At 60.8% G+C, this 25,582-nt stretch carries 27 protein-coding genes; 12 read left to right on the top strand and 15 right to left on the bottom strand.

Going from position 1 to position 25,582, the window contains the following annotated elements; genetic code table 11:
• The 4 genes from FHT87_RS07060 to FHT87_RS07045 all read right to left on the bottom strand — a co-directional run bounded on the left by FHT87_RS07060 (window position 1) and on the right by FHT87_RS07045 (window position 3,820).
• Window positions 1-828 (bottom strand): carbohydrate ABC transporter permease, encoded by an 828-nt coding sequence (locus FHT87_RS07060; RefSeq protein ID WP_183726663.1) that lies wholly within the window; start codon window positions 826-828, stop codon window positions 1-3.
• Window positions 825-1,787 (bottom strand): sugar ABC transporter permease, encoded by a 963-nt coding sequence (locus FHT87_RS07055; protein ID WP_210276653.1) that lies wholly within the window; start codon window positions 1,785-1,787, stop codon window positions 825-827. The genes FHT87_RS07060 and FHT87_RS07055 overlap by 4 nt, the downstream gene beginning before the upstream one ends.
• A 32-nt stretch (window positions 1,788-1,819) precedes the next feature.
• Complete coding sequence (locus FHT87_RS07050) at window positions 1,820-3,073, bottom strand: extracellular solute-binding protein (RefSeq protein ID WP_183726659.1); 1,254 nt, start codon at window positions 3,071-3,073, stop codon at window positions 1,820-1,822.
• Between the two features lie 81 nt (window positions 3,074-3,154).
• A complete protein-coding gene (locus FHT87_RS07045; RefSeq protein ID WP_183726657.1) occupies window positions 3,155-3,820 on the bottom strand; it encodes a GntR family transcriptional regulator in 666 nt (221 codons plus the stop codon).
• A 130-nt stretch (window positions 3,821-3,950) separates the two neighbouring features.
• On the opposite strand from FHT87_RS07045, the gene FHT87_RS07040 reads away from it, so the two are divergent.
• Window positions 3,951-5,147 (top strand): Tm-1-like ATP-binding domain-containing protein, encoded by a 1,197-nt coding sequence (locus FHT87_RS07040; protein WP_183726655.1) that lies wholly within the window; start codon window positions 3,951-3,953, stop codon window positions 5,145-5,147.
• A gap of 10 nt (window positions 5,148-5,157) precedes the next feature.
• A complete protein-coding gene (locus tag FHT87_RS07035; protein ID WP_210276652.1) occupies window positions 5,158-5,982 on the top strand; it encodes a phosphoenolpyruvate hydrolase family protein in 825 nt (274 codons plus the stop codon).
• A gap of 294 nt (window positions 5,983-6,276) precedes the next feature.
• On the opposite strand, the gene FHT87_RS07030 is transcribed toward FHT87_RS07035, so the two are convergent.
• Window positions 6,277-6,729 carry a pyridoxamine 5'-phosphate oxidase family protein gene (locus FHT87_RS07030; RefSeq protein WP_183726652.1) on the bottom strand — a complete coding sequence of 151 codons (453 nt, stop codon included), beginning with the start codon at window positions 6,727-6,729 and terminating at the stop codon, window positions 6,277-6,279.
• Between the two features lie 208 nt (window positions 6,730-6,937).
• Window positions 6,938-7,585, bottom strand: coding sequence for a phosphoribosyltransferase family protein (locus tag FHT87_RS07025; RefSeq protein ID WP_183726650.1), 648 nt, complete (start codon window positions 7,583-7,585; stop codon window positions 6,938-6,940).
• Between the two features lie 356 nt (window positions 7,586-7,941).
• Between FHT87_RS07025 and FHT87_RS07020 the strand changes: the two genes are divergently transcribed.
• Window positions 7,942-8,442 (top strand): CBS domain-containing protein, encoded by a 501-nt coding sequence (locus FHT87_RS07020; RefSeq protein ID WP_246698048.1) that lies wholly within the window; start codon window positions 7,942-7,944, stop codon window positions 8,440-8,442.
• 198 nt (window positions 8,443-8,640) lie between these two features.
• On the opposite strand, the gene FHT87_RS07015 is transcribed toward FHT87_RS07020, so the two are convergent.
• Window positions 8,641-8,955, bottom strand: a complete 315-nt coding sequence (locus tag FHT87_RS07015) for a GYD domain-containing protein (protein WP_183726648.1) — start codon at window positions 8,953-8,955, stop codon at window positions 8,641-8,643.
• 419 nt (window positions 8,956-9,374) lie between these two features.
• Between FHT87_RS07015 and FHT87_RS07010 the strand changes: the two genes are divergently transcribed.
• Window positions 9,375-9,797 carry a DUF3775 domain-containing protein gene (locus FHT87_RS07010; RefSeq protein WP_183726646.1) on the top strand — a complete coding sequence of 141 codons (423 nt, stop codon included), beginning with the start codon at window positions 9,375-9,377 and terminating at the stop codon, window positions 9,795-9,797.
• 120 nt (window positions 9,798-9,917) lie between these two features.
• Here FHT87_RS07010 and FHT87_RS07005 read toward each other — a convergent pair whose 3' ends face one another.
• Both FHT87_RS07005 and FHT87_RS07000 read right to left on the bottom strand, forming a co-directional pair.
• Entirely contained in the window at window positions 9,918-10,205 is a 288-nt protein-coding gene (locus FHT87_RS07005) for a hypothetical protein (protein WP_183726644.1), read from the bottom strand.
• A gap of 591 nt (window positions 10,206-10,796) precedes the next feature.
• Window positions 10,797-11,117 (bottom strand): hypothetical protein, encoded by a 321-nt coding sequence (locus FHT87_RS07000; RefSeq protein ID WP_183726642.1) that lies wholly within the window; start codon window positions 11,115-11,117, stop codon window positions 10,797-10,799.
• A 692-nt stretch (window positions 11,118-11,809) separates the two neighbouring features.
• Here FHT87_RS07000 and FHT87_RS06995 point away from each other — a divergent pair.
• On the top strand, window positions 11,810-12,424 hold the full coding sequence (locus FHT87_RS06995) for a GAF domain-containing protein (RefSeq protein WP_183726640.1): 615 nt from the start codon (window positions 11,810-11,812) through the stop codon (window positions 12,422-12,424).
• A gap of 179 nt (window positions 12,425-12,603) precedes the next feature.
• Here FHT87_RS06995 and FHT87_RS06990 read toward each other — a convergent pair whose 3' ends face one another.
• The 3 genes from FHT87_RS06990 to repA form a co-directional block, all read right to left on the bottom strand.
• A complete protein-coding gene (locus FHT87_RS06990; protein WP_183800534.1) occupies window positions 12,604-13,734 on the bottom strand; it encodes an RHE_PE00001 family protein in 1,131 nt (376 codons plus the stop codon).
• Between the two features lie 263 nt (window positions 13,735-13,997).
• A complete protein-coding gene (gene repB / locus FHT87_RS06985) occupies window positions 13,998-14,996 on the bottom strand; it encodes a plasmid partitioning protein RepB (RefSeq protein WP_183800531.1) in 999 nt (332 codons plus the stop codon).
• On the bottom strand, window positions 14,993-16,189 hold the full coding sequence (repA, locus tag FHT87_RS06980; protein ID WP_183800528.1) for a plasmid partitioning protein RepA: 1,197 nt from the start codon (window positions 16,187-16,189) through the stop codon (window positions 14,993-14,995). The genes repB and repA overlap by 4 nt, the downstream gene beginning before the upstream one ends.
• Before the next feature lie 202 nt (window positions 16,190-16,391).
• On the opposite strand from repA, the gene cobF reads away from it, so the two are divergent.
• The 5 genes from cobF (at window position 16,392) to FHT87_RS06955 (ending at window position 20,712) form a co-directional block, all read left to right on the top strand.
• A complete protein-coding gene (cobF, locus tag FHT87_RS06975) occupies window positions 16,392-17,156 on the top strand; it encodes a precorrin-6A synthase (deacetylating) (RefSeq protein WP_183800525.1) in 765 nt (254 codons plus the stop codon).
• 76 nt (window positions 17,157-17,232) lie between these two features.
• Window positions 17,233-18,594 (top strand): precorrin-3B synthase, encoded by a 1,362-nt coding sequence (gene cobG / locus FHT87_RS06970; protein ID WP_183800522.1) that lies wholly within the window; start codon window positions 17,233-17,235, stop codon window positions 18,592-18,594.
• A 2-nt stretch (window positions 18,595-18,596) separates the two neighbouring features.
• Entirely contained in the window at window positions 18,597-19,229 is a 633-nt protein-coding gene (locus FHT87_RS06965) for a precorrin-8X methylmutase (RefSeq protein ID WP_183800519.1), read from the top strand.
• Window positions 19,226-19,951 (top strand): precorrin-2 C(20)-methyltransferase, encoded by a 726-nt coding sequence (locus tag FHT87_RS06960; RefSeq protein ID WP_183800516.1) that lies wholly within the window; start codon window positions 19,226-19,228, stop codon window positions 19,949-19,951. The genes FHT87_RS06965 and FHT87_RS06960 overlap by 4 nt, the downstream gene beginning before the upstream one ends.
• Window positions 19,948-20,712: a precorrin-3B C(17)-methyltransferase gene (locus FHT87_RS06955; protein WP_183800513.1), complete on the top strand. Its 765-nt coding sequence runs from the start codon at window positions 19,948-19,950 to the stop codon at window positions 20,710-20,712. Before FHT87_RS06960 ends, FHT87_RS06955 begins: the two co-directional genes overlap by 4 nt.
• On the opposite strand, the gene FHT87_RS06950 is transcribed toward FHT87_RS06955, so the two are convergent.
• Window positions 20,676-21,446 carry a cobalt-precorrin-6A reductase gene (locus FHT87_RS06950; RefSeq protein ID WP_183800511.1) on the bottom strand — a complete coding sequence of 257 codons (771 nt, stop codon included), beginning with the start codon at window positions 21,444-21,446 and terminating at the stop codon, window positions 20,676-20,678. The two genes, FHT87_RS06955 and FHT87_RS06950, sit on opposite strands and share 37 nt — an antisense overlap.
• On the opposite strand from FHT87_RS06950, the gene cbiE reads away from it, so the two are divergent.
• Together cbiE and cobM are read left to right on the top strand one after the other, a co-directional pair.
• Window positions 21,445-22,674, top strand: coding sequence for a precorrin-6y C5,15-methyltransferase (decarboxylating) subunit CbiE (gene cbiE, locus FHT87_RS06945; protein WP_183800508.1), 1,230 nt, complete (start codon window positions 21,445-21,447; stop codon window positions 22,672-22,674). The two genes, FHT87_RS06950 and cbiE, sit on opposite strands and share 2 nt — an antisense overlap.
• Before the next feature lie 4 nt (window positions 22,675-22,678).
• Window positions 22,679-23,437 (top strand): precorrin-4 C(11)-methyltransferase, encoded by a 759-nt coding sequence (gene cobM, locus FHT87_RS06940; RefSeq protein ID WP_183800505.1) that lies wholly within the window; start codon window positions 22,679-22,681, stop codon window positions 23,435-23,437.
• A gap of 4 nt (window positions 23,438-23,441) precedes the next feature.
• Here the strand turns inward: cobM and FHT87_RS06935 are convergent, their stop codons facing one another.
• Entirely contained in the window at window positions 23,442-24,254 is an 813-nt protein-coding gene (locus FHT87_RS06935; protein WP_183800502.1) for a TIM barrel protein, read from the bottom strand.
• Between the two features lie 219 nt (window positions 24,255-24,473).
• Complete coding sequence (locus FHT87_RS06930) at window positions 24,474-25,502, bottom strand: LacI family DNA-binding transcriptional regulator (protein ID WP_183800499.1); 1,029 nt, start codon at window positions 25,500-25,502, stop codon at window positions 24,474-24,476.
• Window positions 25,503-25,582 lie beyond the last annotated feature (80 nt).

Genomic DNA, 25,582 nt, shown 5'->3' with positions numbered 1-25,582 from the left:
TTAGCCCTTGATTGCTCCCTGCGTCAGCCCCTCGGTGAAGCGGCGCTGCATCAGGATGTAGAGAAGAATGATCGGCAGGAATGAAATGACGGTGCCCGAGAAGACCAGCCGGTAATCGGAAGCGTAGGTGCTGGCGAAACGCACCAGCCCGAGCGGCAGCGTCTGCACGTCGGGGCTGATCAGCACGATCAGCGGCAGGAAGAAATCGTTCCAGGTGGAGAGCGCGCTGATGATGACCAGCGCCTGAACCGCTGGCGTCGAGATCGGCAGAAAGACCTTAGTGAGGATCTGGAAATGCGAAGCGCCGTCGATCTTGGCCGCCTCGATCAAATCGTCAGGTACGCCGATGAAGAAGCTCCGCATCAGGAATATGCCGAAGGGAATGCCGTTGCTGACCTGCACCAGCACGATACCAGCAAGCGTGTTGACGAGGTTCAGTCCGAAGAGCACCTGGTAGAGCGGAATGACGATCGCCTGGACCGGCACGGTCAGGCCGAGGATGAAGGCATAGAACAGCCACTCCCGGCCGGGGAAACGGATCTTGGCAAGCGCATAGCCGGCCGGCGCGCAGGTGATGAGCGACAGGAGGACGACGCCGACGAGATTGATGAGGCTGTTGCCGACGAGGTCGCCGAAGCCACCAATTTGCCAGGCGTCGAGATAATTCCGCCACATCAGATCGGCCGGCCAGGTGAAGGGATCGGCCCGGCCGATCTCGGCCTCGGTCTTGAAGCTCGAGATCAAGAGCCAGACGAAGGGGGCGAGGATCAGGATCAAGACCGGTGTCAGCGCAAGCGCCACCGGCCATTCGCGATTGCGCACACTCATTGGGAAAGCCTCGCGCGCCAGCGGTTGAAGACGATGGTGATGACGATCGCGAGCAGGCTGAGCAGGATGCAGAGCACCGCCGCAAGCCCGTGATCCTGGGACTGGAAGGCAAGCCGGTAGATATAAGTCGTGATCAGCTCGCTCTGATAGAACGGCCCGCCATTGGTCATGACGAAGACCGTGGCGAAGCCCTTGAGCCCGTTGATCATTGCCAGCGAGACGACGAAGGTCATGACCTCGCGAAGCCCCGGCAGCGTCACATAGATCAGCTTCTGGAGAGCGTTGGCGCCGTCCACCTCGGCTGCGTCATAGAGCGAACGGTCGATATTCTGCAGGCCGGCGATGAAGAGCAGCATGTAGAGACCGAAGCCCTGCCACGAGCTTGCGACATTGACGGAGAACAGCACCAACGCGGGATCGGAAAGCCAGCCTTGGGTGAAGGCGCCGAGCCCGATGCGCGTCAGCGCGGTATTCAGCAGGCCGAAGAACGGATCGTAGATATTGGCCCAGATGACGCCGACGACCGCGAGCGAGACCAGATGCGGCAGGAAGAAGGCGGTGCGGAAGAAGACTTGCGTGATCCTGAGCCTGCTAACGGCAAGCGCCAGCAGTAGGCCGAGCCCACCTGCCATCGCCACATGGTAGGCCAGCCAGATGAAGGTATGGGCAAGGCTCTTCCAGACGATCGGATCCTGCGCCGCCTTGGCGTAGTTGCCGGCGCCGACGAAGCTCGCGGAGGTGTTGAAACCGGCGGAGCTGTTGAAGCTCAGCCAGAAGGTGGCGGCGATCGGCAGCAGCGTGAAGACGGCATAGAGCGCGAGCGCCGGCGCCATCAGCCAGAATGCGGTCCTGGCATCGCCATCGGCTGAGATCGACCCCGCCGTTCGTGGTCTGGACATACGGGCGGGCTTGCCGCCCGTATGTCCCGCCACGGCAGGTGCAGTGCTGAGAGGAGCCATGACCTTGCTTCCCGGCGTTTCTGGAATGACCACTATTTCGCCTCTGCCATCTTCGCCTGGATCTGTTTCATGCCATCCTCGCCGCCGATTTGGCCGGAGATCAGGCCCTGGATGACCTGGAAATAGGTGTCGAGCACGGGACCGGGCAGATAGACGCTCGGATTGTAGCCGACGCCGCCGGCGGCAGCCGCGAAGATATCCTTCAACACGGGAGTCGGCGGCTCGACGCCTGGGATTTCGCGCGGGTAGATCATCGTACTCGCCGGATCCTGAGCTCGTTTCTTTATCACTGCGTCCGACAGCATGAAGTCGATCCACTTCATCGCAAGCTCCGGCTGCTTGGAGTTAACAGGCACGAGCCAGCTCCAGCCGACGCCGCCGGTTGGCATCGCCGCCCCTTTGATGTCGGAGGGCATGGGCGCATAACCGGCATTGGCGAGGTCGTAGCCTGCCTTGCGGGCATTAGCGGTGAACCAGGGACCTGCGACGAACATGACGGCGCGCTTGTTGAACCAGAGGCGTGAGGCTCCATCGAGATCGAGACCCGCCATTTCCTTCTTGATGTAGCCCGCTTCGACTAGCTTCTGCAGCCGGACGGCGCCGGCAGCAACTGATGGGTCGTCCCAGGCGATCTCGCGGCGCAGCGCCTTGCCGATCACCTCCTTGCCGCTTGCTGATTGCAGCAAGTTGCCGAAGAGGTGGCCGGCACTGCCCGTCGTGCGCGGGCCGATGGCAATCGGCTGCAGGCCGGTCTCGTCGATCGACTTCATCAGCGCTTCGAATTCGGTCCAGGTCGCGGGGATATTCCAACCTGCCTGCGCGAAAAGATCCTTGTGATACCAGATGCCAAGCGCATCGAGGCCGTCGGGAACTTCATAGATCTCGCCGCCGAACTGACCTTTCAGCTCGGTGTAGAGCCAGGGATAGATCTTGTCCTTCCACCCGCGCTTTTCATATTGCTCGGTCAGCGGCATGACCTGCTTGGCGTTCTTGACGACGCTGATGCGGCCGATGCCCGAATTGGTGAGGATGACGTCGGGACCGGCGTCCGACTGGATCGCTGCCTGTACCGCGCCGTTGCTGATCGTCCCGGTCGGCGGCATGAATTCGACGGTTACACCGGGATTGGCCTTTTCGAAATCGGCCTTGATGCCGTTCCACAGCTGCGCGACCAGCGGTTCTGTGATCTGTTCCGGACCCCACATCTTCAGGGTCTCGGCATGCGCCAACGAACTTGCGGCGATCATCGCCGCCAGCGCCGTTCCGCGGGCAAGAAATTTCAGCATTGTTTCCTCCTCTTGGGGCCGCTCCACGGCCACGTTTTTCGCCTGTCGAAAAGGAGACCTCCCTCTCCTTCATGCATCCAGTCAGCTCGCCGGATTTCCCTTCTGAAAGCGCGCCATGACGGCCTGCTGGACGTCGCTGATATGCGCGTGCATCAACGCCTTGGCGCGAGTTACGTCGCGCGAGCGGAAGGCCTGCAGGATTTGATCGCGCTCCTCGGCTGCCCTCTCGGCGAGATCGCGGCTCTCATTGGCGATCGAGCGGCAGATCTGGATCTGCAGCGCCAGTCGCGCCAGCGTTTCGATGAGCGGCGCACTTCCCGAAAGCTCGGCGATGGTCTCGTGAAATTCCTTGTCGCGGATGCCGTAGGTCGCCATGTCGCCGCGGCGCAGCGCCGCCACGGCTTCGTCCAGGATGCGTTCGAAGCTGGCGATATGCCGGTCGCTCATCTCGGGAACGGCAAGCTCGACGGCGAAACATTCGAGCGTCTTGCGCAGATTATAGAGGTCGTCGATCTCCTTGGGCGTGAAGCTGCGCACAAAGAAGCCGCGATAAGGCTTGATCTCGATCAGCCCTTCCTTGGCAAGCGTGCCGATCGCCTCGCGAAACGGCGTGCGGCTGACCTGCAGGCGTTCCGTCAATTCCTTTTCGTCGATCGACACACCGCTCGGCAACTCGCCGGAGACGATCAGGCGAACGATTTCCTCGTAGATCCGCTCGCGAAGGGTGAGGTGGCGCGGTGCGTTCATGGTCTCCATTTCCGTCTGGCTTTCATGATTTAAGTATGCAATATGCGAAAGAATATACAATATGGAAAATACAAAAACTGGTGCTTTTCGGAAAACGACCGGGGAAAAATCGAAAAGAGGAGGAAAACCAATGGGAAAAGTCTATGTCGTCGGTACATGCGACACCAAGGGAGCGGAACTGAACTACGCTAGGGAGGTGGCTCGCACGGCCGGCGCCGATGCCGTGCTGGTCAATGTCGGCACACTTGGGGAGGAGGCCGCCGCCGATATCCGGGCGCGCGAAGTCGCCGAATTTCATCCCGAGGGGGCGGAAGCCGTGCTCGGGCAGACGGACAGAGGAACGGCGGTCTCGGCAATGGCCAAGGCGCTGACGGCGTTCCTGAAATCACGTGATGATGTCGGCGCCGTGCTTGGCCTCGGCGGAACCGGCAATACCGCGCTGGTCACGGAAGCGATGCGGGCGCTTCCGATCGGCCTGCCGAAACTGATGGTCTCGACCGTCGCCTCTGGGAACGTGGCGCCCTATGTCGGGCCGAACGATCTCACCATGATGTATTCGGTCGTCGACGTCGCCGGCCTGAATGCGATCTCGCGCAAGGTGATCGGCAATGCGGCGAATGCAGCGGCCGGCATGGCTCGCAGTTCCGTTACCGCTTCCACGGACGATCGGCCGGGCATCGGCATGACCATGTTCGGCGTCACCACCGGCTGCGTCACACAAGTGCGCGAGTTGCTCAGCAAGACGCATGAAATCTACGTCTTCCATGCGACCGGCGTCGGTGGCCAATCGATGGAGAAGCTTGCCGATTCAGGTCTGCTGCAGAGCGTTATCGATGTGACGACCACGGAGGTTCCCGATCTCCTTGTCGGCGGCGTCTTTCCTGCGACCGAGGACCGCTTCGGGGCCATCATCCGCACCGGCCTGCCCTATGTCGGCTCGGTCGGCGCCGTCGACATGGTGAATTTCGGCGCGCGGGAAACGGTGCCGGCACCCTTCCGCGACCGCCGGCTCCACGTGCACAATGCGCAGGTGACCCTAATGCGCACCACGCCGGAGGAAAATGGCCGGATCGGTGCCTTCATCGTCGAACGGCTCAACCGGATGCAAGGCCCGGTCCGCTTTCTGCTGCCGCTTCAGGGCGTTTCGGCAATCGATGCCGCCGGTCAGCCGTTCCACGATCCCGAAGCCGATGAGGCGCTGTTCTCGGCTATCCGAACGGGCTGGCGCGATGCACCGAACAGGCGCCTCGTCGAGATAGACGCCCATATCAACAGTCCGGAATTCGCTGCCGCACTCGTCGCCAGCTTCCACCACATCCATGCCTGAGGAGAGAGTTTTGACCCGCATCGACAGAAACGACATTCTGAACAAGCTTCGCCGCAAGATCGCCGAAGGACGGCCGATCATCGGCGGCGGCGCAGGCACCGGCCTTTCGGCCAAGAGCGAGGAGGCCGGCGGCATCGACCTGATCGTCATCTATAATTCCGGCCGTTACCGCATGGCCGGGCGCGGCTCTCTTGCCGGTCTGCTTGCCTATGGCAATGCCAACGAGATCGTCAAAGAAATGGGCCGCGAGGTCTTGCCTATCGTGCGCCACACGCCCGTACTTGCCGGCGTCAACGGCACTGACCCCTTCATGCTGCCCGATCACTTCCTCGAAGAGTTGAAGGCGATGGGCTTTGCCGGCATCCAGAACTTTCCGACTGTCGGGTTGATCGACGGTACTTTCCGCGCCAATCTCGAAGAGACCGGCATGAGCTTTGATCTGGAAATAGACATCATCGCCCGTGCGCACTCCATGGACATGCTGACGACGCCTTACGTCTTCAGGAGCGAGGACGCTGTTGCCATGACCGAGGCCGGCGCCGACATCATCGTCTGCCATCTCGGCCTGACCACTGGGGGCGCAATCGGCGCCGAAACGGCGGCGACACTCGACGAATGCGTGGAGAAGATCAACGAATGGGCGGACGCCGCAAGATCGGTGCGCCATGATGTCATCGTCCTCTGCCATGGCGGCCCGATCGCGATGCCGGCGGATGCGGCCTATGTGCTCGCCGGCTGCAAGGGTTGCAACGGTTTCTACGGTGCAAGCTCGATGGAACGTCTGCCAACCGAGGTCGCGATCAGAGTGCAGGTCGAGGACTTCGCGAAGATGTAGGTGTCGCGGTGCAACGCGGCCAACGGGCCGGCACGCCCAAGCAAAGGTGAAGATCACGTGGTGACATGTGAGATGCATTCGCGCGGATTGCCGGTGTCGCGCGCAGCCGCGCTCTGCTGGAGCACCCTCCGGCAGCGACTTAAGGCTGCGCGCGAATGATGAATCTCACCACGCCCGATCATGGTTCAGGTGGGCGCCAACCATGAGAGAAATTAGTATCAGAAAGCTGCTTCGAGACCTTTGATCTGCGTCAAAGTGGCGTGTAAGGCAGCGATACCGTCTGAGCCGGCGATGTCATTCGATCTCCTTGCCATGCCTACCTGAGATTTCTTCGATCCAAATCCCGAAGAAGACGTGCTTATAGGGGCGATCATTTCCGTAGCCCTCGGGCTTGATGGCCCCCGGCTCCCACCACTCGCTGTCCCTCTGCAGCAGGCTCCAGGCGTGATGCATCTCACCGGCGAAGCCATCCTCTTCGCGAAATTCTTCAAACCGCCCGCAAGCAACGACAGTGTACCAGTCTCTGGGTCCCTTCTTTTCCTGCACGAGCAGACAAACTTGCGGATTGGCACGCATGATTTCGATCTTCTTGCCCTCCAAGGAAAACGCATAAATCTTTCGTTCGTCATAGGCGATTTGAATAGGCACCGCGTAGGGCCTGTCATGGTGACTGCATGCCAACACCCCGGTTCTTGCCTGTTGAAGCACATTAAAGCAGTCCTCTGCGTTCAGTTCCTCAATGGTCATGGCTATTGCCTCTGGTAAAAACGCAATGGAGCGGCGTTCTCGCGATACCTCAACCAACGCAGTGCAATACTTCAGCGGCGGCAGGCAGTAATCTGACACCCCCAGGACCGCCTTCCATCAGCAACAACTGCACCAAATGTTCATTGATGCCGATCGTCTGGGAGCGATCGGGCGATCTGCTCCACTGAGGCGTGACGCATAACGGGTATCATGGCGTGGCCGGAAGCGACTGGATCAATGCGATGACGTCATCGTCGCTCAGCTGCCGAAAGTCCTGATAATAGGCACCTATTGCCCCAAGAGAAGCGGGGGCGTACAGGCAGACAGTCTCATCGGCTGCCTGGCTCAATTGCGCGAGCTCTTCAAGAGGCGCGACAGGCACAGCCACGACGATCTTACTCGGTTTGCGTTGCCTCAATGCACGAATGGCCGCCATCATTGTCGCACCTGTGGCAATGCCGTCATCAACGATCACGACGATGCGCCCGAAGACTTCCTGATGAGGGCTGACGCCAAGATACCGACGCCGACGACGTTCAATCTCCTCCCATTCGCGGCGCTGCACGTCCTCGAACGAGGATTCGGGCACACCTGCGAGGCGGAGAACGTGCTCGTTACGGACGACGATTGGCTCCAATCCGTCGACGATCGCTCCCATCGCGAGCTCCGGATGCGTGGGGACGCCGATTTTTCGTACCAGAATCAGGTCAAGCGGGGCATCCAGATATCTTGCTATCTCGGTCGCTACCTGCACGCCTCCACGCGGAAGCGCGAGCACGACGACATGATCCTTCTTGTATCTTTCAAGAGCTTGAGCGAGCCTCCTGCCCGCGTCGGTTCGGTCATTGAACAACATCGGCGGCTCCTTTCTGACGCGGGCCGCATCCGCCACCATCCCTGCGGTCGCCTGCAGGGCGAAGACACCGGCGTTGGAAAAAGTGCCACCGGCGACATCTGGCCACCCACGCCGGTCGCACCGGCTATGGCTCTCGGTCAAGCGACAACGCTAAGACATCAGCGGCATCGATGCCGCGTCCTCTCAGGTCTAGGTTCGGGGGCCACATGTGAAGATCGTTACCTGAACAGGACAACACGATGACGACTTTGTTGCATTGATCTCCGTCAAGTTCGCGGGACGGAAAGAGACCGTGCTCGTGTGGTCTACCTGGTTTAATGTTGCGGAAGCGAGGGGCAAATCCGTGTGTAAGCGCATTGACCCTGATCAATGCAGTTGCCGACCCGTTCCTGGAAACTTCCACAGGTACGTTCTGTTTTGGACCAGGAGGACATATCATGCATGTATCAGAAGCGATGCACAAGCAGGTTCAATCAGTTTCGCCGACCACGCGTATCAATGAGGTCGCCAAACTGATGAAAAAGCAGGATATCGGAGCCGTTCCCGTCACCGAGAACGGGCGCATGATCGGGATGATCACGGACCGCGATCTCACCGTACGCGTCCTTGCTGATGGTCACGATGCTTCCGGGATTACGGCACGGGAGGTCATGTCGCCGGGCGCCACATTCTGCCACACGTCGGACCGCATTGAGGAAGCGGTGCGCATGATGGAAAAGCATAAGATCCGACGCCTGCCTGTTATGAATGCAGAAGACGAGATCGTTGGTATGCTTGCCATCGGCGACATTACGCATTGCGGCAGTCGGCCGCTTGCTGAAGAACTGCTGAGAGCGGTCAGCGGCCATCACGCCTGATAAGCTCTGCATTTCCTCCCGCCATGCCTGCATGGCGGGAGTTTCAGCTCACACGAAAAGTCAATCGATCGAAGAACATCCTCTCTGGCACTTGGAGCAGATCCTGTTCAATCCGGATCATATCCTGCAGCTCTGAAGTCGTTGACGCATTCTGCTTCGCCTGAGCCTTGAAACGATCAACGCCTCTGATTGAGCCGACTATTCGGTAATCAATGATGGAAGCTGTTGAAGCAATTTCTCAAACTCGGGCCATTCGGTCGCGGGCCAGATCTCCGTTGTGGCATGGCCGAACGTCCGTACGAGTGTTGCCACCTTCATCGCAGACAGCATATCGGGCGCGGAAAAAATATCGACATAGTCTGCCGGACCAAGCACTACAAAGCTTGAAATCCAACGCACCTCGGGACAATCACGCCGTATATATTGAGCGAGTTCATGGCTCAGGGTCTTCATGGCGCGGGGGTTTCTCAGAGCCTCATGGCTCAAGCGGGTGAGCATGATGAATGTCGACATCTTATACCTCCTTGATAAGGAGATCAGCGTGGATCCGAGCTGCGGTGAGGACATTGATGGGCGTCAATTGGAAACTGAAATGCCGCACGACCTGGCTTTGCGGGCGCGTTCTCGAGCGTTGCAGATATCCGCCGCGGTCAGCGGGCGGCCGCTTTAAAGACACATCCTGTCGAGCCGCCCGTCACGGCTCTGCTCTCATCGGGGCGGTCAGCAGCGATGAGAGCATGCAGCACCGACGAGGAACCGACGCCCATAAGCACCAGCATAGCGCCCTGAGTCTAGAATCTGCAGGCGTGCGGCCATTTGCGTCATCCATGACCGCCTTATTTCCGCTCATAGGCGTCCCGTTTGACCCAACGCAAAGCGTGACATGCGATCCGGATCAAGATGCTTGAAATCCTCACGAAAGGAGGCTGTCGATGACTGGCGTAGGCGAAGAATGGAAACCGGGCATTTCGCCCGAGAAAGTGCGTTACCTCATTCTCAAGGCAAGAGAGTTCGACGCCAAAGATGTCATGACCGAGCCGGATCCGGGCTCCAATCCAACGGATGACAACATGATCGAAATCCTTGAAGAACACGCCGACGACTCGGTGGAGCAGGAATTGCGCAGCGTGATCTGGGCGCTTAACGAGGATGAACAGATCGACCTTGTGGCTCTTTCCTGGCTTGGGCGTGGCGATGGGGATGCCGCGGACTGGGACGACCTTCGCCAGCAGGCCGCCGACGCGCGCAACGGACGCACTGCCTCCTATCTGCTGGGCATGCCGCTACTGTCGGATTACCTTGAAGAGGCGCTTGATCAATTCGGCGAGACAGAGGCCACCTTGATGGAAGGTTGACAAGGCGATGTCGGACCGCGCCTTCCAGTTCGACCAATTCATCGAGATGCGATTGTCGAAGCCATCGGACATCGGCCATGAAGCAAAGTCGCTCGCGATCGGTAACGAAACCTCCGGCGATCAGGTTGCCGCTTGTCGTGAACGGAACCAGGCGCCAACATCGTCTGCCGTGATTCGAATGCGACCGTCAGGCTCCGCGCCTCCGTCGGCGTATTTGGCGTCAGCGATTTGGCTGAAAACATCAATGTTTTCCTGCAAGCGGCTCTCATCACAGCGCGGTGGCTCTGCAACCGCCATGAGGGCCTCTTTGCTGACAAGGACAATATGCTCGGCCCCGGCAGTCTCCATCAAGAGCAGAGCTTCCTCGCCGGACGACTTCATCATTCCACTGACCAGTTTCAACGACATGAGCGGCGACCTTATGAATTTTGCGCTCCCGGGACAGGCCTTGGTTGAACGCCAGCCGAGGTCCGATGGATGCAAAACAGTCTAAGGGATCAGCCAAAATCCTTCCTTGACGCACATCAAAAGAGCAATAAGAACGGCGAGCCCACTACGTGGTCGCGATATCAGCAGCTTTCCCGATTGCGTTTCGCCACGGGGTAGATCCAATTCTACTTGCCTCTTCCGGTGCGGCGATCTCGCTCGGCGAGCTGTTCGGTGCATCGGTATTGCCCCAACTTCCGTCCAGCGTGCTATGAGTTCGAGACTTGAAGAGTTGCCGCGACGTCTCGTGCGACGTCGCTGGCGATTGCCGATTCCGGCTCCGTCGACCGCTGGAAAGCTCGTTCAAATCGTAGCTGCGAGACCACAAAACCACACCATCGCCTTCTCGTACGAGGGCGGGCTGTCAGCCGCATCGGCCCCGGCGCTCCTCTCGTGCCTGCCTGCAGGAGGTAATGTTCTCCCTGCAAATGGTCTGGCCCAGCCGATTGGACGACAACCGAAATTTTCCCGCCAGCTACCAGGCGGACTATAATCTGATCTCGAGCGCAGCGATCATGATGAATGCCGTTGCATAGGCAGGATCAGCCTTCGCCAAATCCGAAAGAGCGGGCATGAGGGGGCGCAGGGGGCAAAACCCAGCAAGAGGAGGCCGAGCGCGTAAGGCTGTGGTAACGCAAGCGCCCACACGATGAGGACGGCAAGAAGCGGTCCAGCGAGGAACGCGGACAGAATGCTCGCCACGACGAAGTGCCGGTCGCGAAGTGCAGCCAAGGCATCCTTGACCTCTAGCTTCAGGCCAACATCGACCAAGCTGCCGAGCATGAACGAAATCAGTGCGATCTGGAGGATATATTTCAGCAAATCCGATAGCACGAGTACACCTCCCTCGCATCTGTCACGCAGCGATTTTTTGACCCCACGTAATGATGCTCATCTTCCGGATATCGCCCAATCTGGCGTGCCCCGAAGAATTTCATAGTCTATCCAATCTCCTCGAGGCGCTTTGATTCCTGTCAATAAGCGTATTACTTGCTCCTAATCTCGTCTTCGCCTTTCCGCTCTGGCGATGCATTTTGGACACCAGGCCCTGTACCTGCGGGTCGTTTCGATACGCGGTCATTATTGACTGAGGTCTGTCGATGGAGATTGGCAGGGCGAAGACCAAGTGCTGACGCGTGCTGCTGCGAACGTGTTCCTCAGGAAAGCCCGTCTCAATGGGCTGACGACAGAATATTTTAGGCCGATCGGGCGAAGTTTGCCCTAGCTTGTCCATCCCGACTGCTAGGTGCGTTGATCTAGGGCAACGAAGGCGATCGACGTTTCCAGCAACTTAATCGGGAGGCGTGCGGCAATACCGGGCGATCCTCTGTTCGATCACTGCCTGACGTCCCAGCTGAAGCACTCGTTATACGGCCCCCTTACCGCCAGAGTTGTGTGTGATTGACAGCGTTTCAGCGCCGAGTCATCATAAAAAGACATCATTCCACCTCGCTTAGGTCCGTCTCATCCAACGGACTTTTTTGAGGTGTGTTTTGCCTGTGCTCAATCAGCTCCGGTGAAATAACATGCGCCGCTTTATTCTTCGGCAAAACCTGGTGCAGTACGAAGAACAGCTCGCCAACGAAAGAGGTGTGGTCCGTAGAGAACGCTTGCGCGAACTGATCGAAGATGCCCGGCGCGAGCTCGCAAGGCTGGAACACCTCTGGCTTCTCACCTGTCCTCAGATCGAGGTACCTCTCAAGGTCGGTGAGGACGCGGAATTGACCCTCGACCACGCCGTTCGAGCTAATCAAGCCGATCATGGAAGCCTACGGATCTGGAACGAACGGAAGCATTGCCTCTCGCTGTTTGCTCAGACGAATTTTGACACTGAGTTTATCGATCGCTTCCCGGAGGTGAGACAGGGTGATGGCACAGTCAGCCAGCGTGCTCTAGCGTTGCAGAAGCCGGTTTTCGTCTACGATATCGACGAGGACGAAAACTTCGCTCCCTTCCGGGACTTCGCCCGCGACGCGCGAATCCGCTCTATCGTCTCCAGTCCGTTGGTTGGCTTGGATGGCCGGTGCCTTGGCACGTATTCTCTACACTATCGCTGGATGCGGACGTATAATGATAGTGATTATCTACTTGTTCATGCCTACAGCGTGAGGCTCGCGGCACTGTTTCAAGATCTCTTATAAGGGCGGCTTGCAACACAGAGGCGTTCTGTACTGTCTACGGACGTCCTTATTTCTCGCACGTGTCTGTCATGAGCGATATGTTTCCCGATGAGGTTGACGAGGCGCTGGGATGGGGCCTGTCGGCGTGCGGAGGCGATCCGAGGCTTCTTGGAATCCCATCGATGCGACGGCCGGCTGGATCAGATTATGCCCCAAGCCCGGTAGCGGCCACGGCCGGTGAATTCGCGGATGCCGATCTCGTTGATCAGGTTCAGCGCGCCGCGCTGCGTGACGCCAAGCTCACGGGCAACCATAGCGGCCGATACCATCGGGCGCGACAGGACGAAATCGGCAAGCTGCGGCAGGCTGCTGTTCGATCGGCGGCCGCGAAAGCGCAACTCCATCTGCGTGCGTGCGAGCGACAGGCGATCGATCTCCTTGAGGCCCGCGGCGGCACTCTCCCGCATCGCACCGAGAAAGGCCTGCAGACGCGTCAGCCGATCACGCGAGCGCCGGCGCTCATGGCGGATCTGCTTCAGCCCGGTGTGAAAAGAAAAGAGATGCGAGGCGACCTTGCCTCTGGCGCGCAGGCTGCTGGCGATCAGCAGGCCGCCAAGCCAATGCTGGCGGCGCAACGGTTCGATCCGCTCCCAGGCGTCGAAAAGAATCGCAGCCGCCAGACTGGGCGGCAGCTCATCGGCGAACGGGATCAGACCGCGCCATTCCTGCAGCCGTTCCTCCTCGTTCCATTCGTCATCGCCGAACAGGCCGAGCGGATCGTCATCTCGCTGCGGGGGTGCAGCCTCCGCCGGCTCCTCCTCGGCGGTCTTGCCCGCATGCCGGTCGAGAAGCCTCTGCGAGCGGGCGAGCAAGGCATCGAGCTCGGCGATTTCGGCGGCGAGCGGCGCTTCGTCATCCTCATCATCAGCTTCGCTCTCGGAAGGCGCAAAGGCTCCCGCCTCCGGCACGCTCTCCTCCCTTTCCAAAGTACTGGCGGTCAGAACGCCGAGACCTGTCGGGCTGAGCGCCCAACCAGGATCAGCCGTCTCGATCCGCCGTCGTGTGCGCAGGACGGAATGGGCGATCGTCAACTCATGGCTCGGCGCGCGGCTATCCATATGCGCATCGTGCAGGACGAGATCTTCGACATGCACGAGCTCGCCCGCTACCCACAGTGCGCCGGCCGCATCGAAGAAATGGCTGCGCGCGGCAAAGCCCTGCCCTACCGGTGAACGCGCCGCCCGCTCATCGAGGCGCGCCAGAGCATCCTCGGCCCCGGCGATGGCCGGAAGCAGCGTCTGGAGCGTTGCGGCGTCGATATCATAGTGCATTGTTAGGCTTAATGGATTCTCACAAAGGGAAGCGAAACCCGCGTTACCTTCCGTCAGTTATCGCATGACGGAAACATGCGGACAACATCATGGCGGACAAGCTCAAGGTTTTCACCCGGTTTTCCGATGGGATCGTTTGCCTGTATCGATGAACGGCACAGGCGGACAAAGCAATCACCCGCCTGTTGGATGTTGATCGAGCCATCCGCCAAGGCGCTTCCTTGCGATCCGGTTCGGCTCCAATTAGCCGCGCCCCTTGCAGCTTACTTTACAGTGCTCGGATTCCCGGCCTTGTAAGCCTCGTAAAGCTCATCGAGGCGGCCTGAGAGATAGGCGCCAAAATCAGGCGCATCGCCGGTCTTCAGCGCGATCGTGAAAGACGTGCCGGTGCTTTTGATACGGCCGACGATCTTGCCGCCGTTCGCAGGCTTCCAGTCATATTCAGTGCTCTCGGGCTTCGTCTCTTCCTTCTTGGAAAGCTCGGCAATGACCAGTTCGAAACGGCGATCGCTCTCCACAGCATTGAAAGTGGAGGACGCAACCAGCTTGGTCAGCCGCAAGACGGCGGAATCGGTCCAATCCTGGGCAAGCGCCATCCATCGCCTGCGGCCGATGCCGGGAGCAGCACCAACGGCCTGGATGATATCGGCAGGAATAGCTTTCGCCACGGAGATGAGCTTCGAGAGTTCCGTTTTGTCGGTCGAGAGTGCCTTCATGATGACGGGACGATCGAACTTCTTCAGTTCGAGATTGAGCGCGAAGACGGCCCGCTCGATGTAGGACAGATTGCGCCGCGCCGAGTTTTCAATGCCCTGGGCAATGACGAGATCGGTATCGTCGAGCTTGCGGATGACCGCTTGCACCTTGCGGCCAAGCAGCTTCACGGCCTGAAGGCGGCGATGGCCATAGGCGACCTGATAGCGTCCATCATGATGCGGATTGCGCCGCACGAGGATCGGCACTTCCTGACCGTTTTCGGCAATAGACTGCACGAGCTCGTCCTCCATATCGAGCGGCTCGTCGCCGAGGCGATCGCGAATGAAGGAGGAATCGATCAGATCAGGATCGAGTTCGACAACATGTTCGCCTGAAAGCAGGGCCTCTTCCATCGCCCTGCTCTCCTCCTCCATACGGCCGAGCGTCAGCGCCATGGTACGTACCGGACCGGCGGCGCCGCGCACGGATGTCTCCTCGAAGTTGGCCGCGGCCAACTCCTGCGCCGTATCAGTGAACAATCCCTTCAGTCGATCTCGTCGGCTCATATGCGACCCCATGCTTTATGGATGCTGGTTAGAATTTCGCCATTGGCGGCGTTAACCGATTCCAGTGCCCGGTCATAAGTGGAGCGGCGAACCTGCCCCTTTTCAATTTCATAGAGGGTCTGCTTGGTCAGACCTGCATCGGCGATTGCCGTCGATTTCAAGATCGTCGCCGTCAAAACATCATCGCCGAAGAGACCGCGCAAGAGTGCAACGATCTGCGATTGCGGTCCGTCGAAAGGCTCATGGCGGGTAACGACATATTTGATGAAATCATGCTGCAAGTCACCGCCGGCCTTGCGCACGACCGACAGAAGGTCCGATGTCATCAGCAGGAATTGCGACATGGAGGCGACATCGACCATCTGTGGATGAACGGTGATCAACAATGACGTGGCGGCGCAGACGGCGCCAAGCGTGAGGTAGCCGAGTTGCGGCGGGCAATCGATGACGACAATATCATAGTCCCCTTCGACTTCCGCGATTGCATTGCCGACACGCCGGAAGAACAGCTCTTCCGGCTTCTGGCGATCATTCAGCGCACGCGGCGTTTCATGCTCGAACTCCATCAGCTCGAGATTGCCGGGGATCAGATCCAGACCGTCGAAATAGGTCTTGCGGACGACATCCTTCAGCGGGCGCCGCTGCGCATCGTAGCGAATGGCACCGTAAAGCGTGTCACCATCTCCGAGGTCGAATTCCGGCTGAACGCCGAGCAAGGAGGAAAGCGAGGCCTGCGGATCAAGATCGATCGCCAGAACCCGGTAACCTTCCAGCGCCAGATGCTGGGCCAGATAAAGCGTGGTCGTCGTCTTGGCCGAACCGCCCTTGAAATTGGTAATGGCGATCGTCTGCAGCTTCTCGCCATCCCGCCGCCAGGGCAGGTAGGAGAGCATATCCTTCGGCTTGATCCTCGCCATATGCTGGCGCAACTCGTTGATCTGGCCAAGCGTGTAAGAGCGGCGGCCATTCTGCGAAACATCCGGCTGCGGACCTTTGCCATCAAGCGAAAGCTGGCGAAGATAGCCGTCGGAGACACCGATCATCTGCGCGGCTTCGCCTGATGTGAATGTCCGGAGCGTCTTTTGTGAAAGCGGCGGAAAAAGCCTTTCCCGCAGCAGTTTCAGCTGGCGCGAGAGCTGCGTGGCGTGCCTTTCGATGCGAATGTCCGTGGTTGATACGCTAATGTTGTCCAAAACACTTGCCCCTTCTTAAAGCGCTTTTCGGTCAACATAGCGTCAAAAAGCGTATCGAAGATGACATGATTCGGATGTAGCGACAATAAACGGTTCGCTAACCACACAGATTGAAAGTTGGCCGCGGCCAACTCTTCGGTCCACCCTTGCGAAAGACCTGCTTTAGCGGCACAAACCGCTGGAAATCGCGAGGGCGGAAAACATGCGGCACATCCATATCATCGGTATCGGTACGGGCAATCCCGAGCATCTGACCGTGCAGGCGATTAACGCCATGAACGCGGCAGACGTTGTGTTCATCCCGACCAAGGGGGCCGCGAAGGCGGATCTCGCCGAGGTCCGCCGGGAAATCTGCGAGCGGTATCTGACCCGCGAAGGTGTCCGTATCATCGAATTCGAGGTGCCGAAGCGGGCGGTCCAGGACCGAACTTATGTCCAGAGCGTCGAGGACTGGCATGCGGCGATCGCCCGTATCTATGAGGGTCTGATCGGCAATCTGCCGGAAACCGGTGCTGGTGCCTTCCTCGTCTGGGGCGACCCGAGCCTCTACGACAGCACGATCCGCATCATCGAACGCGTGCGTAATGCCGGTACCCGTGCCTTCGACTATCGCGTCGTTCCCGGCATCACGAGCATCCAGGCACTGGCGGCCAGCCACCGCATTCCTGTCAATCTCGTCGGCAAGCCGGTCGAAATCACCACCGGGCGGCGGCTGGTGGAGGAAGGGCTGACGCGTGAAAGCACCGTCGTCATGCTCGACGGCGAACAGGCTTTTTCCAAGATCGACGATCCCGATGCCGAGATCTTCTGGGGCGCTTATCTCGGCACGAAAGATGAAATCATTCGCTCAGGCCGGCTTGGCGATATCGCCGACGACATCGTCCAGCTCCGTGCCGACGAGCGCAAACGTCATGGCTGGATCATGGACATCTATCTCCTCCGTAAGGGACGGGATTTCGACGACTGAATGTCCCGGTCACCGGACCGATCTCGCTTTGCCGCATCCGGCGCGATCATGTAAGACATGGCCAAAGGATGGATGAATGCATAGCGTTACCGGCAAGATCTTTGAAGCAGAGAGGCTCGATATAACGAGCATGCATCGCGGCGCCTGCCCGGCACTTGCAGCACCCATGCAAACCGGCGACGGCCTGCTCGTGCGCCTGAGGCCGGCCGGCGGCGCACTTACCGTCTCCCAGTTTCAGGCGCTGGCTTTGGCAGCCGTGCGCCATGGGAACGGCATTCTGGAAATCACCGCCCGCGGCAATCTGCAGATCCGTGGCCTTCGTGCCGGGTCCGTCGGACTGCTGGCGGCGGATATCGACGCCGCCGGTATCACCGTGCCTGATGGCGTCGCGATCGAGATTTCACCGCTGCATGGCGTCGATGCCGATGAGATCGCCGATGCGGCGGAGATGGAAGCGGCGCTGCGCAACAGGCTCGGCGCGTTTCTCAGCTCTCCGCGCCTTGCTCCGAAACTCTCGATCCTGATCGATGGCGGCGGGCAATTTTCGCTTTCCACTCTCGTTACCGATATCCGCATCGTCGCACAACATGCTGGTCAGTGGCTGGTCTCGATAGCCGGCGATGGACAGGACGCGACACCGCTGACAGTCGGCGGCGCAGATACAGCCGTCAACGCGGTCGGCGATCTGCTTCAGATCCTGATCGCGCGCGGCAGGCAGACACGCGCTCGCGACATCGACGCAGCAACATTGCGCGGCCATTTTCCGCAGATCGACAGCATCCGATCTACCCGTCCGGCGCCCCAGAAATCCTCCTTCGTCGGCGTCACAAGGCTTAGGAACGGCAGCGCCGTACTCGGCATGCGGCTGAAATTCGGCCAGGCCAGAGCCGCCGATCTGATCTCTTTCCTGGCTTCCACCGAGAGTGCAGATGGACCGGAAATCCGGTTGGCGCCTGATCGTGGCTTCTTCCTGATCGGCATCGGCGAGACAGAAATGCCCGCTATGCAACAAGCGGCTGTCGATCATGGATTCAGCGTCACGGCACACGAGCCGGCCGAGCAGATCGCAGCCTGCGCCGGGGCAGGGGCCTGCGCCTCGGCCTTCTACGATACGAGGGCTCTGGCTGGCCAGCTGATCGATCGGGTTCCTGATCTCTTCGATGGCTCGCTGAAGCTTCATCTCTCCGGCTGCGCAAAAGGGTGTGCGCACCGACACGCAGATCTCGCGATCGTCGGTTCGGCTGAAGGCTACGGTTTTGTCCTCGATGGGCTTGCCGCCGACAGGCCGGCTGCAAGGATTGCTGGCGAACGGATCGATTTCGCTATAGAGAGGCTCGCCCGGCTGATCGAAGACAAGAGAGGTGCCGGCGAGTCGAGTGCCGATAGCTTGAAAAGGCTTGGGGTCATCGGCCTCGCCGAGGCGCTACAACAGGAATAAACATGCCAGACTACGACTATATCCGCAGCGGAGACGCGATCTATGAGCGCTCCTTCGCGATCATTCGCAGCGAAGCCGATCTCTCGCGTTTTTCGCCCGAGGAGGCCGATGTCGCCGTCCGCATGATCCATGCCTGCGGCCTGGTCGAGGCGGCACAGAATTTCGTCTTCTCACCCGGCTTCGTCCATGCTGCACGGATCGCCCTGCAGGACGGTGCACCGATCTTTTGCGATGCGGAAATGGTAGCGCATGGCGTGACGCGTACCCGTCTGCCGGCGAAGAACGAAGTGATCTGCACGCTGCACGATCCACGCACCCACGAACTCGCCCAGGAGACCGGCAATACCCGCTCGGCCGCCGCCATCCATCTCTGGCTCGACCGGCTCGCCGGCAGCGTCGTTGCCATCGGCAATGCACCGACCGCTCTCTTCCATCTCCTGGAATTGCTGGGCGATGGCGCACAGAGGCCGGCAGCGATCATCGGTATGCCGGTCGGCTTCGTCGGTGCCGCCGAATCCAAGGATGCGCTTGCGGAGAATTCCTGCGGCGTTCCCTTTGCCATCGTGCGCGGCCGTCTTGGCGGCAGCGCGATGACCGCGGCCGCCATTAATGCGCTGGCGAGGCCAGGCCTATGAGCGGCCGTCTGATCGGCGTCGGCACCGGACCCGGCGACCCGGAACTGCTGACCCTCAAGGCGGTGCGCGCCATCGAGAGTGCCGACGTGATCGCCTATTTCGCCAAGCAGGGCAGGGGCGGCAACGGCAGGGCGATCGTCGAACATCTGCTGAAGCCCGGCGTCGAACTGCTGCCGCTCTATTATCCGGTCACGACCGAACTCGACAAAAACGATCCCCTCTATCAGAGCCGCACCACCGGCTTTTACAATGACTCCGCCGACGCGGTCGCCCGCTATCTCGATGCCGGCCGCACGGTGGCAGTGCTCAGCGAAGGCGATCCGCTCTTCTACGGCTCTTACATGCACCTGCATGTGCGGCTGTCGCAGCGTTATCCGACCGAGGTCATCCCCGGCATCAGCGCCATGTCCGGCTGCTGGTCGCTGGCTGGCATGCCGATCGTGCAGGGTGACGACGTGCTTTCGGTGCTGCCGGGAACGATGGCCGAACAGGAACTGATCCGCAGGCTTACGGATACCGAGGCTGCCGTCATCATGAAGGTCGGCCGCAACCTGCCGAAGATCCGCCGCGCGCTGCGGGCGGCCGGCCGTCTCGGCGACGCTCTCTATGTCGAACGCGGCACGATGGCCAATGCCGCGATGGTGAAGCTCGCCGAACGCGACGAGGGTGAGGCGCCCTACTTCTCGCTCGTGCTCGTGCCAGGCTGGGAGGCCAGCCGATGAGCGGCCGGCTCTTCGTAATCGGCACCGGTCCCGGCAATCCCGGGCAGATGACGCCGGAAGCCCAGGCGGCAGTGGAAGCCGCGACCGACTTCTTCGGCTATGGCCCCTATCTCGACCGCCTGACGCTGCGCGCCGGCCAGACCCGACATGTCTCCGACAATCGCGAGGAGCTGGACAGGGCAGGGGCGGCGCTGACGATGGCAGCCGCTGGTTCTGATGTCTGTGTTGTCTCGGGTGGGGACCCTGGTGTCTTTGCCATGGCCGCTGCCGTCTGCGAGGCGATCGACAGGGGACCGGCGGAATGGCGCGGCGTCGATCTCGTCGTCCTGCCCGGCATCACGGCCATGCTGGCGGTGGCCGCCCGTGTCGGGGCGCCGCTCGGTCACGATTTCTGCGCCATATCGCTCTCGGACAATCTGAAGCCCTGGGCCATTATCGAGAATCGCCTGGAGCTCGCAGCCCGCGCGGGCTTCGTCATCGCCCTCTATAATCCGATCAGCAAGGCGAGACCCTGGCAGCTCGGCAAGGCTTTCGAACTTCTGCGCCAGCACTTGCCGGCAACGACGCCTGTCATCTTCGGTCGGGCGGCCGGACGGCCTGACGAGCGGATCACCGTTCAGCCGCTTGATAGAGCTGACGCCGATCTCGCCGACATGGCGACCTGTGTCATCATCGGTTCACCCGAGACGCGGGTGATTGCCCGCGAGGGGCAAGCAGACCTCATCTATACGCCGCGCTTCATGGCCGGAGACAAGAGATGATCGATCGCTTCGAGCGCCGCTTCGACCGTTCCGACCGACGTCATGGCGGCAGCGGGCGCGCGGGCGATCACGACAAGCTTGATGCCGAGCAGGCGGGCGGCCTCGATCTTGGCATAAGCGGCCGAACCACCGCTGTTCTTGGTGATGACAGCGTCGATGCGATATTTCCGCATGAGCTCCATCTCGCCTTCGAGCGTGAAGGGGCCGCGGTCGAGCACATATTCGACGTCAGTGAGAGCGAGCGGCGGATCGATAGGATCGACGCTGCGCACGACGTAGAAATGCTGAGGGGCGACCTCCGCATGGTGGGCACCTTGTCGGCCTGTCGCCAAAAAGACGCGCCGAGGGGTCGGGCCGAGCGTGGCGATGGCAGCGGCAATGTCCGCCACGACATGCCAGTGATCGCCGGCTTCAGGAATCCACTCCGGACGGACGAGCGCGATGGCGGCAATGCCAGTGCGTTCCACTGCCGCCGCGGCATTGGCCGAAATGCGCTCGGCAAAGGGATGGGTGGCATCGATCAGCAGATTGTAGCCTCCCGCCACCAGGAATCCGGCAAGGCCTTCCGCCCCGCCGAAGCCGCCGATACGGACGGGGACGGGCTGTTCGGCTGGAGCCTGCGTGCGGCCGGCCAGCGACAGCAGGATGTCGAGATCGTCTCGGCCGGCAAGCTCCGTGGCAAGCCTGCGCGCCTCGCTCGTGCCGCCCAAGATCAGAATGCGGGTCTTGTCCATGTCTGATATGTCTCCCACCGGCCCGCGCTGGCTCACTCTTATCGGCATCGGCGAGGATGGTCCAGAAGGCCTTGGCGATGAGGCGAAGCGACTGATCGCAGTCGCGCCCGCCGTCTTCGCTGGCGCGCGCCATCACGATCTCGCCGATGCGCTGATTTCAGGCGAACGGTTCACTTGGCAGAACCCTTTCGAAAAGTCGGTCGAAGCGATCCTGGCGCGGCGTGGCACGCCTGTTGTCGTGCTCGCCTCGGGCGATCCCTTCCTCTACGGCGTCGGCGCGACGCTCTCGCGTCATGTCGCGGCAGAAGAGATCTACACCATTCCGGCACCATCCGCCTTCAGCCTTGCCGCCTCGCGCCTCGGCTGGCCGCTGCAGGAGACCGCGTGTGTTTCGCTGCACGGACGGCCGTACGATCTCGTCCGCCCGCATCTCCATGCTCACAGGCGCATTCTGACGCTGACGTCGGACGAGAAGGGACCGCAGATACTTGCCGAACTGCTTGCCGCCAATGGTTTTGCCGGCACACGGCTGACGGTTCTGGAGGCGCTCGGCGGCAAGCGGGAAAGGATCAGGAGCACCACGGCAGGCAATTTCGACCTTGCCGATATCGATCCTTTGAATGTCTGTGCGCTCGACATGGTCGCGGGGCCAGGGGCTCGTATCCTGCCTTATGTCTGCGGCCTCGACGACGATCTTTTCGAGCATGACGGGCAGATCACCAAGCGGGAGATTCGTGCCGTCACGTTGTCGGCGCTGGCGCCGCGACATGGCGAACTCCTCTGGGATATCGGCGCCGGCTCGGGATCAATCGGTATCGAGTGGATGCTTGCCGATCCGTCACTGAGGGCAATCGCCATCGAGCAGTCGCCGGAGCGCGCCGCCCGCCTTGCCCGCAATGCCGCAACCTTCGGTGTGCCGCAGCTTGCCCTCGTCGAGGGCGTCGCACCCGCGGCGACGGTCGGCCTGCCGGCACCGGACGCGATCTTCATCGGCGGTGGCGGCAGCGAGGCCGGGGTCATGGATGCGGCGATCGCCGCCCTGAAGCCGGGGGGGCGGCTCGTTGCCAATGCCGTAACGCTCGAAATGGAAGCGGTGCTCCTGGTAGAGCATGCCGCCCGTGGCGGCTCGCTGACGAAGATCGAAATCGCCCGCGCCGCGCCTGTCGGCGGCATGAGCGGCTGGCGACCGGCCATGCCGGTAATGCAGTGGCGCTGGATCAAGGAATAGGAAAATGACGGTTCATTTCATCGGCGCCGGACCGGGAGCTGCAGATCTCATCACGGTGCGCGGACGCGACCTGATCGGCAAATGCCCGGTCTGCCTCTATGCCGGGTCGATCGTCTCGCCCGAGCTCCTGCAATATTGCCCACCGGGCGCGCGCATCATCGATACGGCGCCGATGTCACTCGACGAGATCGAGGCTGAATATCTGCGGGCGGCTGCGGCCGGCGAAGATGTGGCACGACTGCATTCCGGCGATCTCTCCGTCTGGAGCGCGGTTGCCGAGCAGGTCCGCCGGTTGGAAAAGCATGGCATCGCCTACACGATGACGCCGGGCGTCCCGGCTTTTGCGGCAGCAGCCTCCGCACTCGGCCGCGAGCTGACGATCCCGACCGTGGCGCAGAGCCTCGTGCTGACACGCGTATCCGGCCGCGCCTCGCCGATGCCGAATGAAGAGACGCTCGCGAAATTCGGAGCGACAGGCGCGACACTTGCGATCCACCTCGCCATTCATGCGCTGGCACAGGTGGTCGCGGAGCTGACACCGCTTTACGGCGCCGATTGCCCCGTTGCCATCGTGGTGAAAGCCACCTGGCCGGACGAGCGTATCTTGCGCGGCACGCTCGCCGATATCGAAGGGAAGGTGGCAGCCGAACCGATCGAGCGCATGGCAATCATCTTCGTCGGCCGCTCGCTTGCATCGGAAGATTTCCGCGAAAGCTCGCTTTACGATCCCGCCTATCAGCGCCGCTTCCGCGGCCGCGAATAGTCGTTCAGACCTTCGCCGCGAGATAATCCATGCTTGCCTTCAACGCGGCGCCTGGATCCTTCAGCGCATGGACTTCGGATGCGAAGGGCTCGAAGGAGAAGGGGCCTTTATAGCTTGCCTGCAGCAGTGCGCGGATCTGGGCGGCGTTGCCGAGCCGGTCATCGGCATCGACGAGAGCGCGGTGCGGATCGCGCATGTCGGCGACGGAAACGGCGGGATCGCTGACGCCGGAAATATGCACCAACCCGGTCAGGTGCGCGAAGAAGGGTGTTTCGCCGGCAAGGTGATGGTGGAAAGTGTCATGCACCAGCCGGAAGGTCGGCTGTGCGCCGAGCGTCTCGATCGCGTCAGCTGCTTCCGCCTTGGAGCGCAACGAGCAGATCTCGAAGCCGAGCGGCTCGACAAGGCCGACAAGGCCGGCTGCATCCAGCATCGGCCGCAGTGCGACGAGCGACTGGCGCAGATTGGCCTGGCGTTCGCCATCGGCACGGCCCGTACCGTCATTCTTCGGCACCAGGACCACAGCCTGCGAACCGACGGCCTTGGCATAATCGATCAGTTCACGGGCTTCCCTCTCGCGGGTCGCATTCCATTCATTGAAGCGCTGCAGCGCATTGATGGAGATGATGGCGACGCCATGACGGGCAGCGGCTTGCCTGATCACCTCCGGCCGGGTGCCATCCAGAATGGCGTTACCGGCGAGATCGTTGCGGATCTCCACAGCATCGATGCCGAGCGAAACGGCAAGCGCAAAGAAATCCTCGATCGAAAGCGAGGGCGCTGCCATGTGGTTCAGCGCGAAACGAATGGATGCCATGCGAAGTCTCTCCTCCTGATCCCCGCTGCCTCGAGCGAGGGAATTTGACGCTTGAGAGAATCTCTACTTCAATTCGGCCGACCGTCCATCGGCAGCAAGGCCTCAAAGCCTATCATTGCTGAGAGAATCTCAGCGGTAATGATAGAATTCCATCATTTCTTGATCTTGTTTTACGCAATCCCGGACGAAGAACCGCTGCGCGCTTTTTCTGGAATTGCTTCAGATATTCTCAGGCAGAAAAATTTCGAAGGGCAGGAAGGATTGGCCGGGGACGGCGATCTCGCCATGTTCCAGCGCGCCCGTCATCAGCGACACCACTTCCTTGCAAAGCGCCGGCAGCGGCGTGCCGATCGCCATGGTGACGATGCCGTCGGCAAGGCCCGCCTTGCTGTCCGACGTCAGTTCGTTGACGACAAGCACGATGCGGCCGCCGATGCCCTCTTCGCGGAATGCGGAGATAGCGCCTTCCATGCCGCCACCGCAGACATAGAGACCGACGAGATCGGGATGTTTCTGCAGGAGCGTCAGCGTCGCCTCATGGGTGATTTCGGGCGTTTCCAGGTTGATCAGCGTCTCGACCACCTCAAAGTCGGGCGCCTCCTCGCGGAAATAGGAGCGGAAGCCCATCTCGCGCAGCTCATGGCCGTGAAAACGGTGGCTGCCGACGAAACAGGCGACCTTGCCAGGCCGGCAGGATGCCTTCGCGATCATCCAGGCGGCAGTGCGGCCGACCTTGCGGTTGTTGACGCCGACATAGGCGTCCCGTATCCCGGTCGCGAGATCCGACAGCAGCGAGAAGACCGGAATGCCGCGATCCTTCAATTCCTCGACCGCTGCCGCCACCGCCGGATAATCCGGCCCGACAAGGGCAACCGCCTGGTTTCTGGCCCCGAGCAGCCTGATCTTTTCGATGATCGCCGCCGGCGTTGCTGCGGCAGGATATTCCACCTGCGTTTGGATGCGGGCGGTCGTGACGTTGCGGGCCGCCGTTTCGATCTCGCGGGCAAAGGCCTGGTAGAAGGGCTGCGCCGGCTTCTGCAGCAGGAAGGCGAGGCGATATTGCGGCAGGTCCTCGAAGACGCGCTGACGGATCAGCCCGACCGCGTGATAGCCGATCGCTTGAGCCGCATCATAGACGCGCCGCGCCGTTTCCTCCCGCACGCGGTGGCGGCCGTTCAGCACGCGGTCGACGGTCGCAACGCTGACGCCGGAGGCCTGGGCGAGATCGGATATGGTCGGGCGGCGCATGGTCTTTCCTGATAGTTTTCAATCATGAATGAAAGCCATTTCTGATGGCTTTTGATAGAATATATCAAGCCTGCATTGAG

Origin of the sequence: Rhizobium sp. BK316, assembly GCF_014193695.1 — a bacterium.
Classification (GTDB): Bacteria; Pseudomonadota; Alphaproteobacteria; order Rhizobiales; family Rhizobiaceae; genus Rhizobium.
The sequence above is the reverse complement of the archived record's forward strand: the minus strand, read 5'-3'. Positions and strand labels throughout refer to the sequence as shown.

Coding starts and splice junctions, on each gene's coding strand:
- FHT87_RS07005 (WP_183726644.1), bottom strand. CDS start 10,205: ATGTCGTTGAAACTGGTCAGTGGAATGATGAAGTCGTCCGGCGAGGAA.
- cobM (WP_183800505.1), top strand. CDS start 22,679: ATGACGGTTCATTTCATCGGCGCCGGACCGGGAGCTGCAGATCTCATC.
- cobF (WP_183800525.1), top strand. CDS start 16,392: ATGCGGCACATCCATATCATCGGTATCGGTACGGGCAATCCCGAGCAT.
- repB (WP_183800531.1), bottom strand. CDS start 14,996: ATGAGCCGACGAGATCGACTGAAGGGATTGTTCACTGATACGGCGCAG.
- FHT87_RS06995 (WP_183726640.1), top strand. CDS start 11,810: ATGCGCCGCTTTATTCTTCGGCAAAACCTGGTGCAGTACGAAGAACAG.
- FHT87_RS07045 (WP_183726657.1), bottom strand. CDS start 3,820: ATGAACGCACCGCGCCACCTCACCCTTCGCGAGCGGATCTACGAGGAA.
- FHT87_RS06990 (WP_183800534.1), bottom strand. CDS start 13,734: ATGCACTATGATATCGACGCCGCAACGCTCCAGACGCTGCTTCCGGCC.
- cbiE (WP_183800508.1), top strand. CDS start 21,445: ATGTCTGATATGTCTCCCACCGGCCCGCGCTGGCTCACTCTTATCGGC.
- FHT87_RS06965 (WP_183800519.1), top strand. CDS start 18,597: ATGCCAGACTACGACTATATCCGCAGCGGAGACGCGATCTATGAGCGC.
- FHT87_RS07050 (WP_183726659.1), bottom strand. CDS start 3,073: ATGCTGAAATTTCTTGCCCGCGGAACGGCGCTGGCGGCGATGATCGCC.
- FHT87_RS06930 (WP_183800499.1), bottom strand. CDS start 25,502: ATGCGCCGCCCGACCATATCCGATCTCGCCCAGGCCTCCGGCGTCAGC.
- FHT87_RS06955 (WP_183800513.1), top strand. CDS start 19,948: ATGAGCGGCCGGCTCTTCGTAATCGGCACCGGTCCCGGCAATCCCGGG.
- FHT87_RS07060 (WP_183726663.1), bottom strand. CDS start 828: ATGAGTGTGCGCAATCGCGAATGGCCGGTGGCGCTTGCGCTGACACCG.
- FHT87_RS07040 (WP_183726655.1), top strand. CDS start 3,951: ATGGGAAAAGTCTATGTCGTCGGTACATGCGACACCAAGGGAGCGGAA.
- FHT87_RS07010 (WP_183726646.1), top strand. CDS start 9,375: ATGACTGGCGTAGGCGAAGAATGGAAACCGGGCATTTCGCCCGAGAAA.
- cobG (WP_183800522.1), top strand. CDS start 17,233: ATGCATAGCGTTACCGGCAAGATCTTTGAAGCAGAGAGGCTCGATATA.
- FHT87_RS07055 (WP_210276653.1), bottom strand. CDS start 1,787: ATGGCTCCTCTCAGCACTGCACCTGCCGTGGCGGGACATACGGGCGGC.
- FHT87_RS06960 (WP_183800516.1), top strand. CDS start 19,226: ATGAGCGGCCGTCTGATCGGCGTCGGCACCGGACCCGGCGACCCGGAA.
- FHT87_RS07030 (WP_183726652.1), bottom strand. CDS start 6,729: ATGACCATTGAGGAACTGAACGCAGAGGACTGCTTTAATGTGCTTCAA.
- FHT87_RS06935 (WP_183800502.1), bottom strand. CDS start 24,254: ATGGCATCCATTCGTTTCGCGCTGAACCACATGGCAGCGCCCTCGCTT.
- FHT87_RS06950 (WP_183800511.1), bottom strand. CDS start 21,446: ATGGACAAGACCCGCATTCTGATCTTGGGCGGCACGAGCGAGGCGCGC.
- FHT87_RS07025 (WP_183726650.1), bottom strand. CDS start 7,585: ATGTTGTTCAATGACCGAACCGACGCGGGCAGGAGGCTCGCTCAAGCT.
- FHT87_RS07015 (WP_183726648.1), bottom strand. CDS start 8,955: ATGTCGACATTCATCATGCTCACCCGCTTGAGCCATGAGGCTCTGAGA.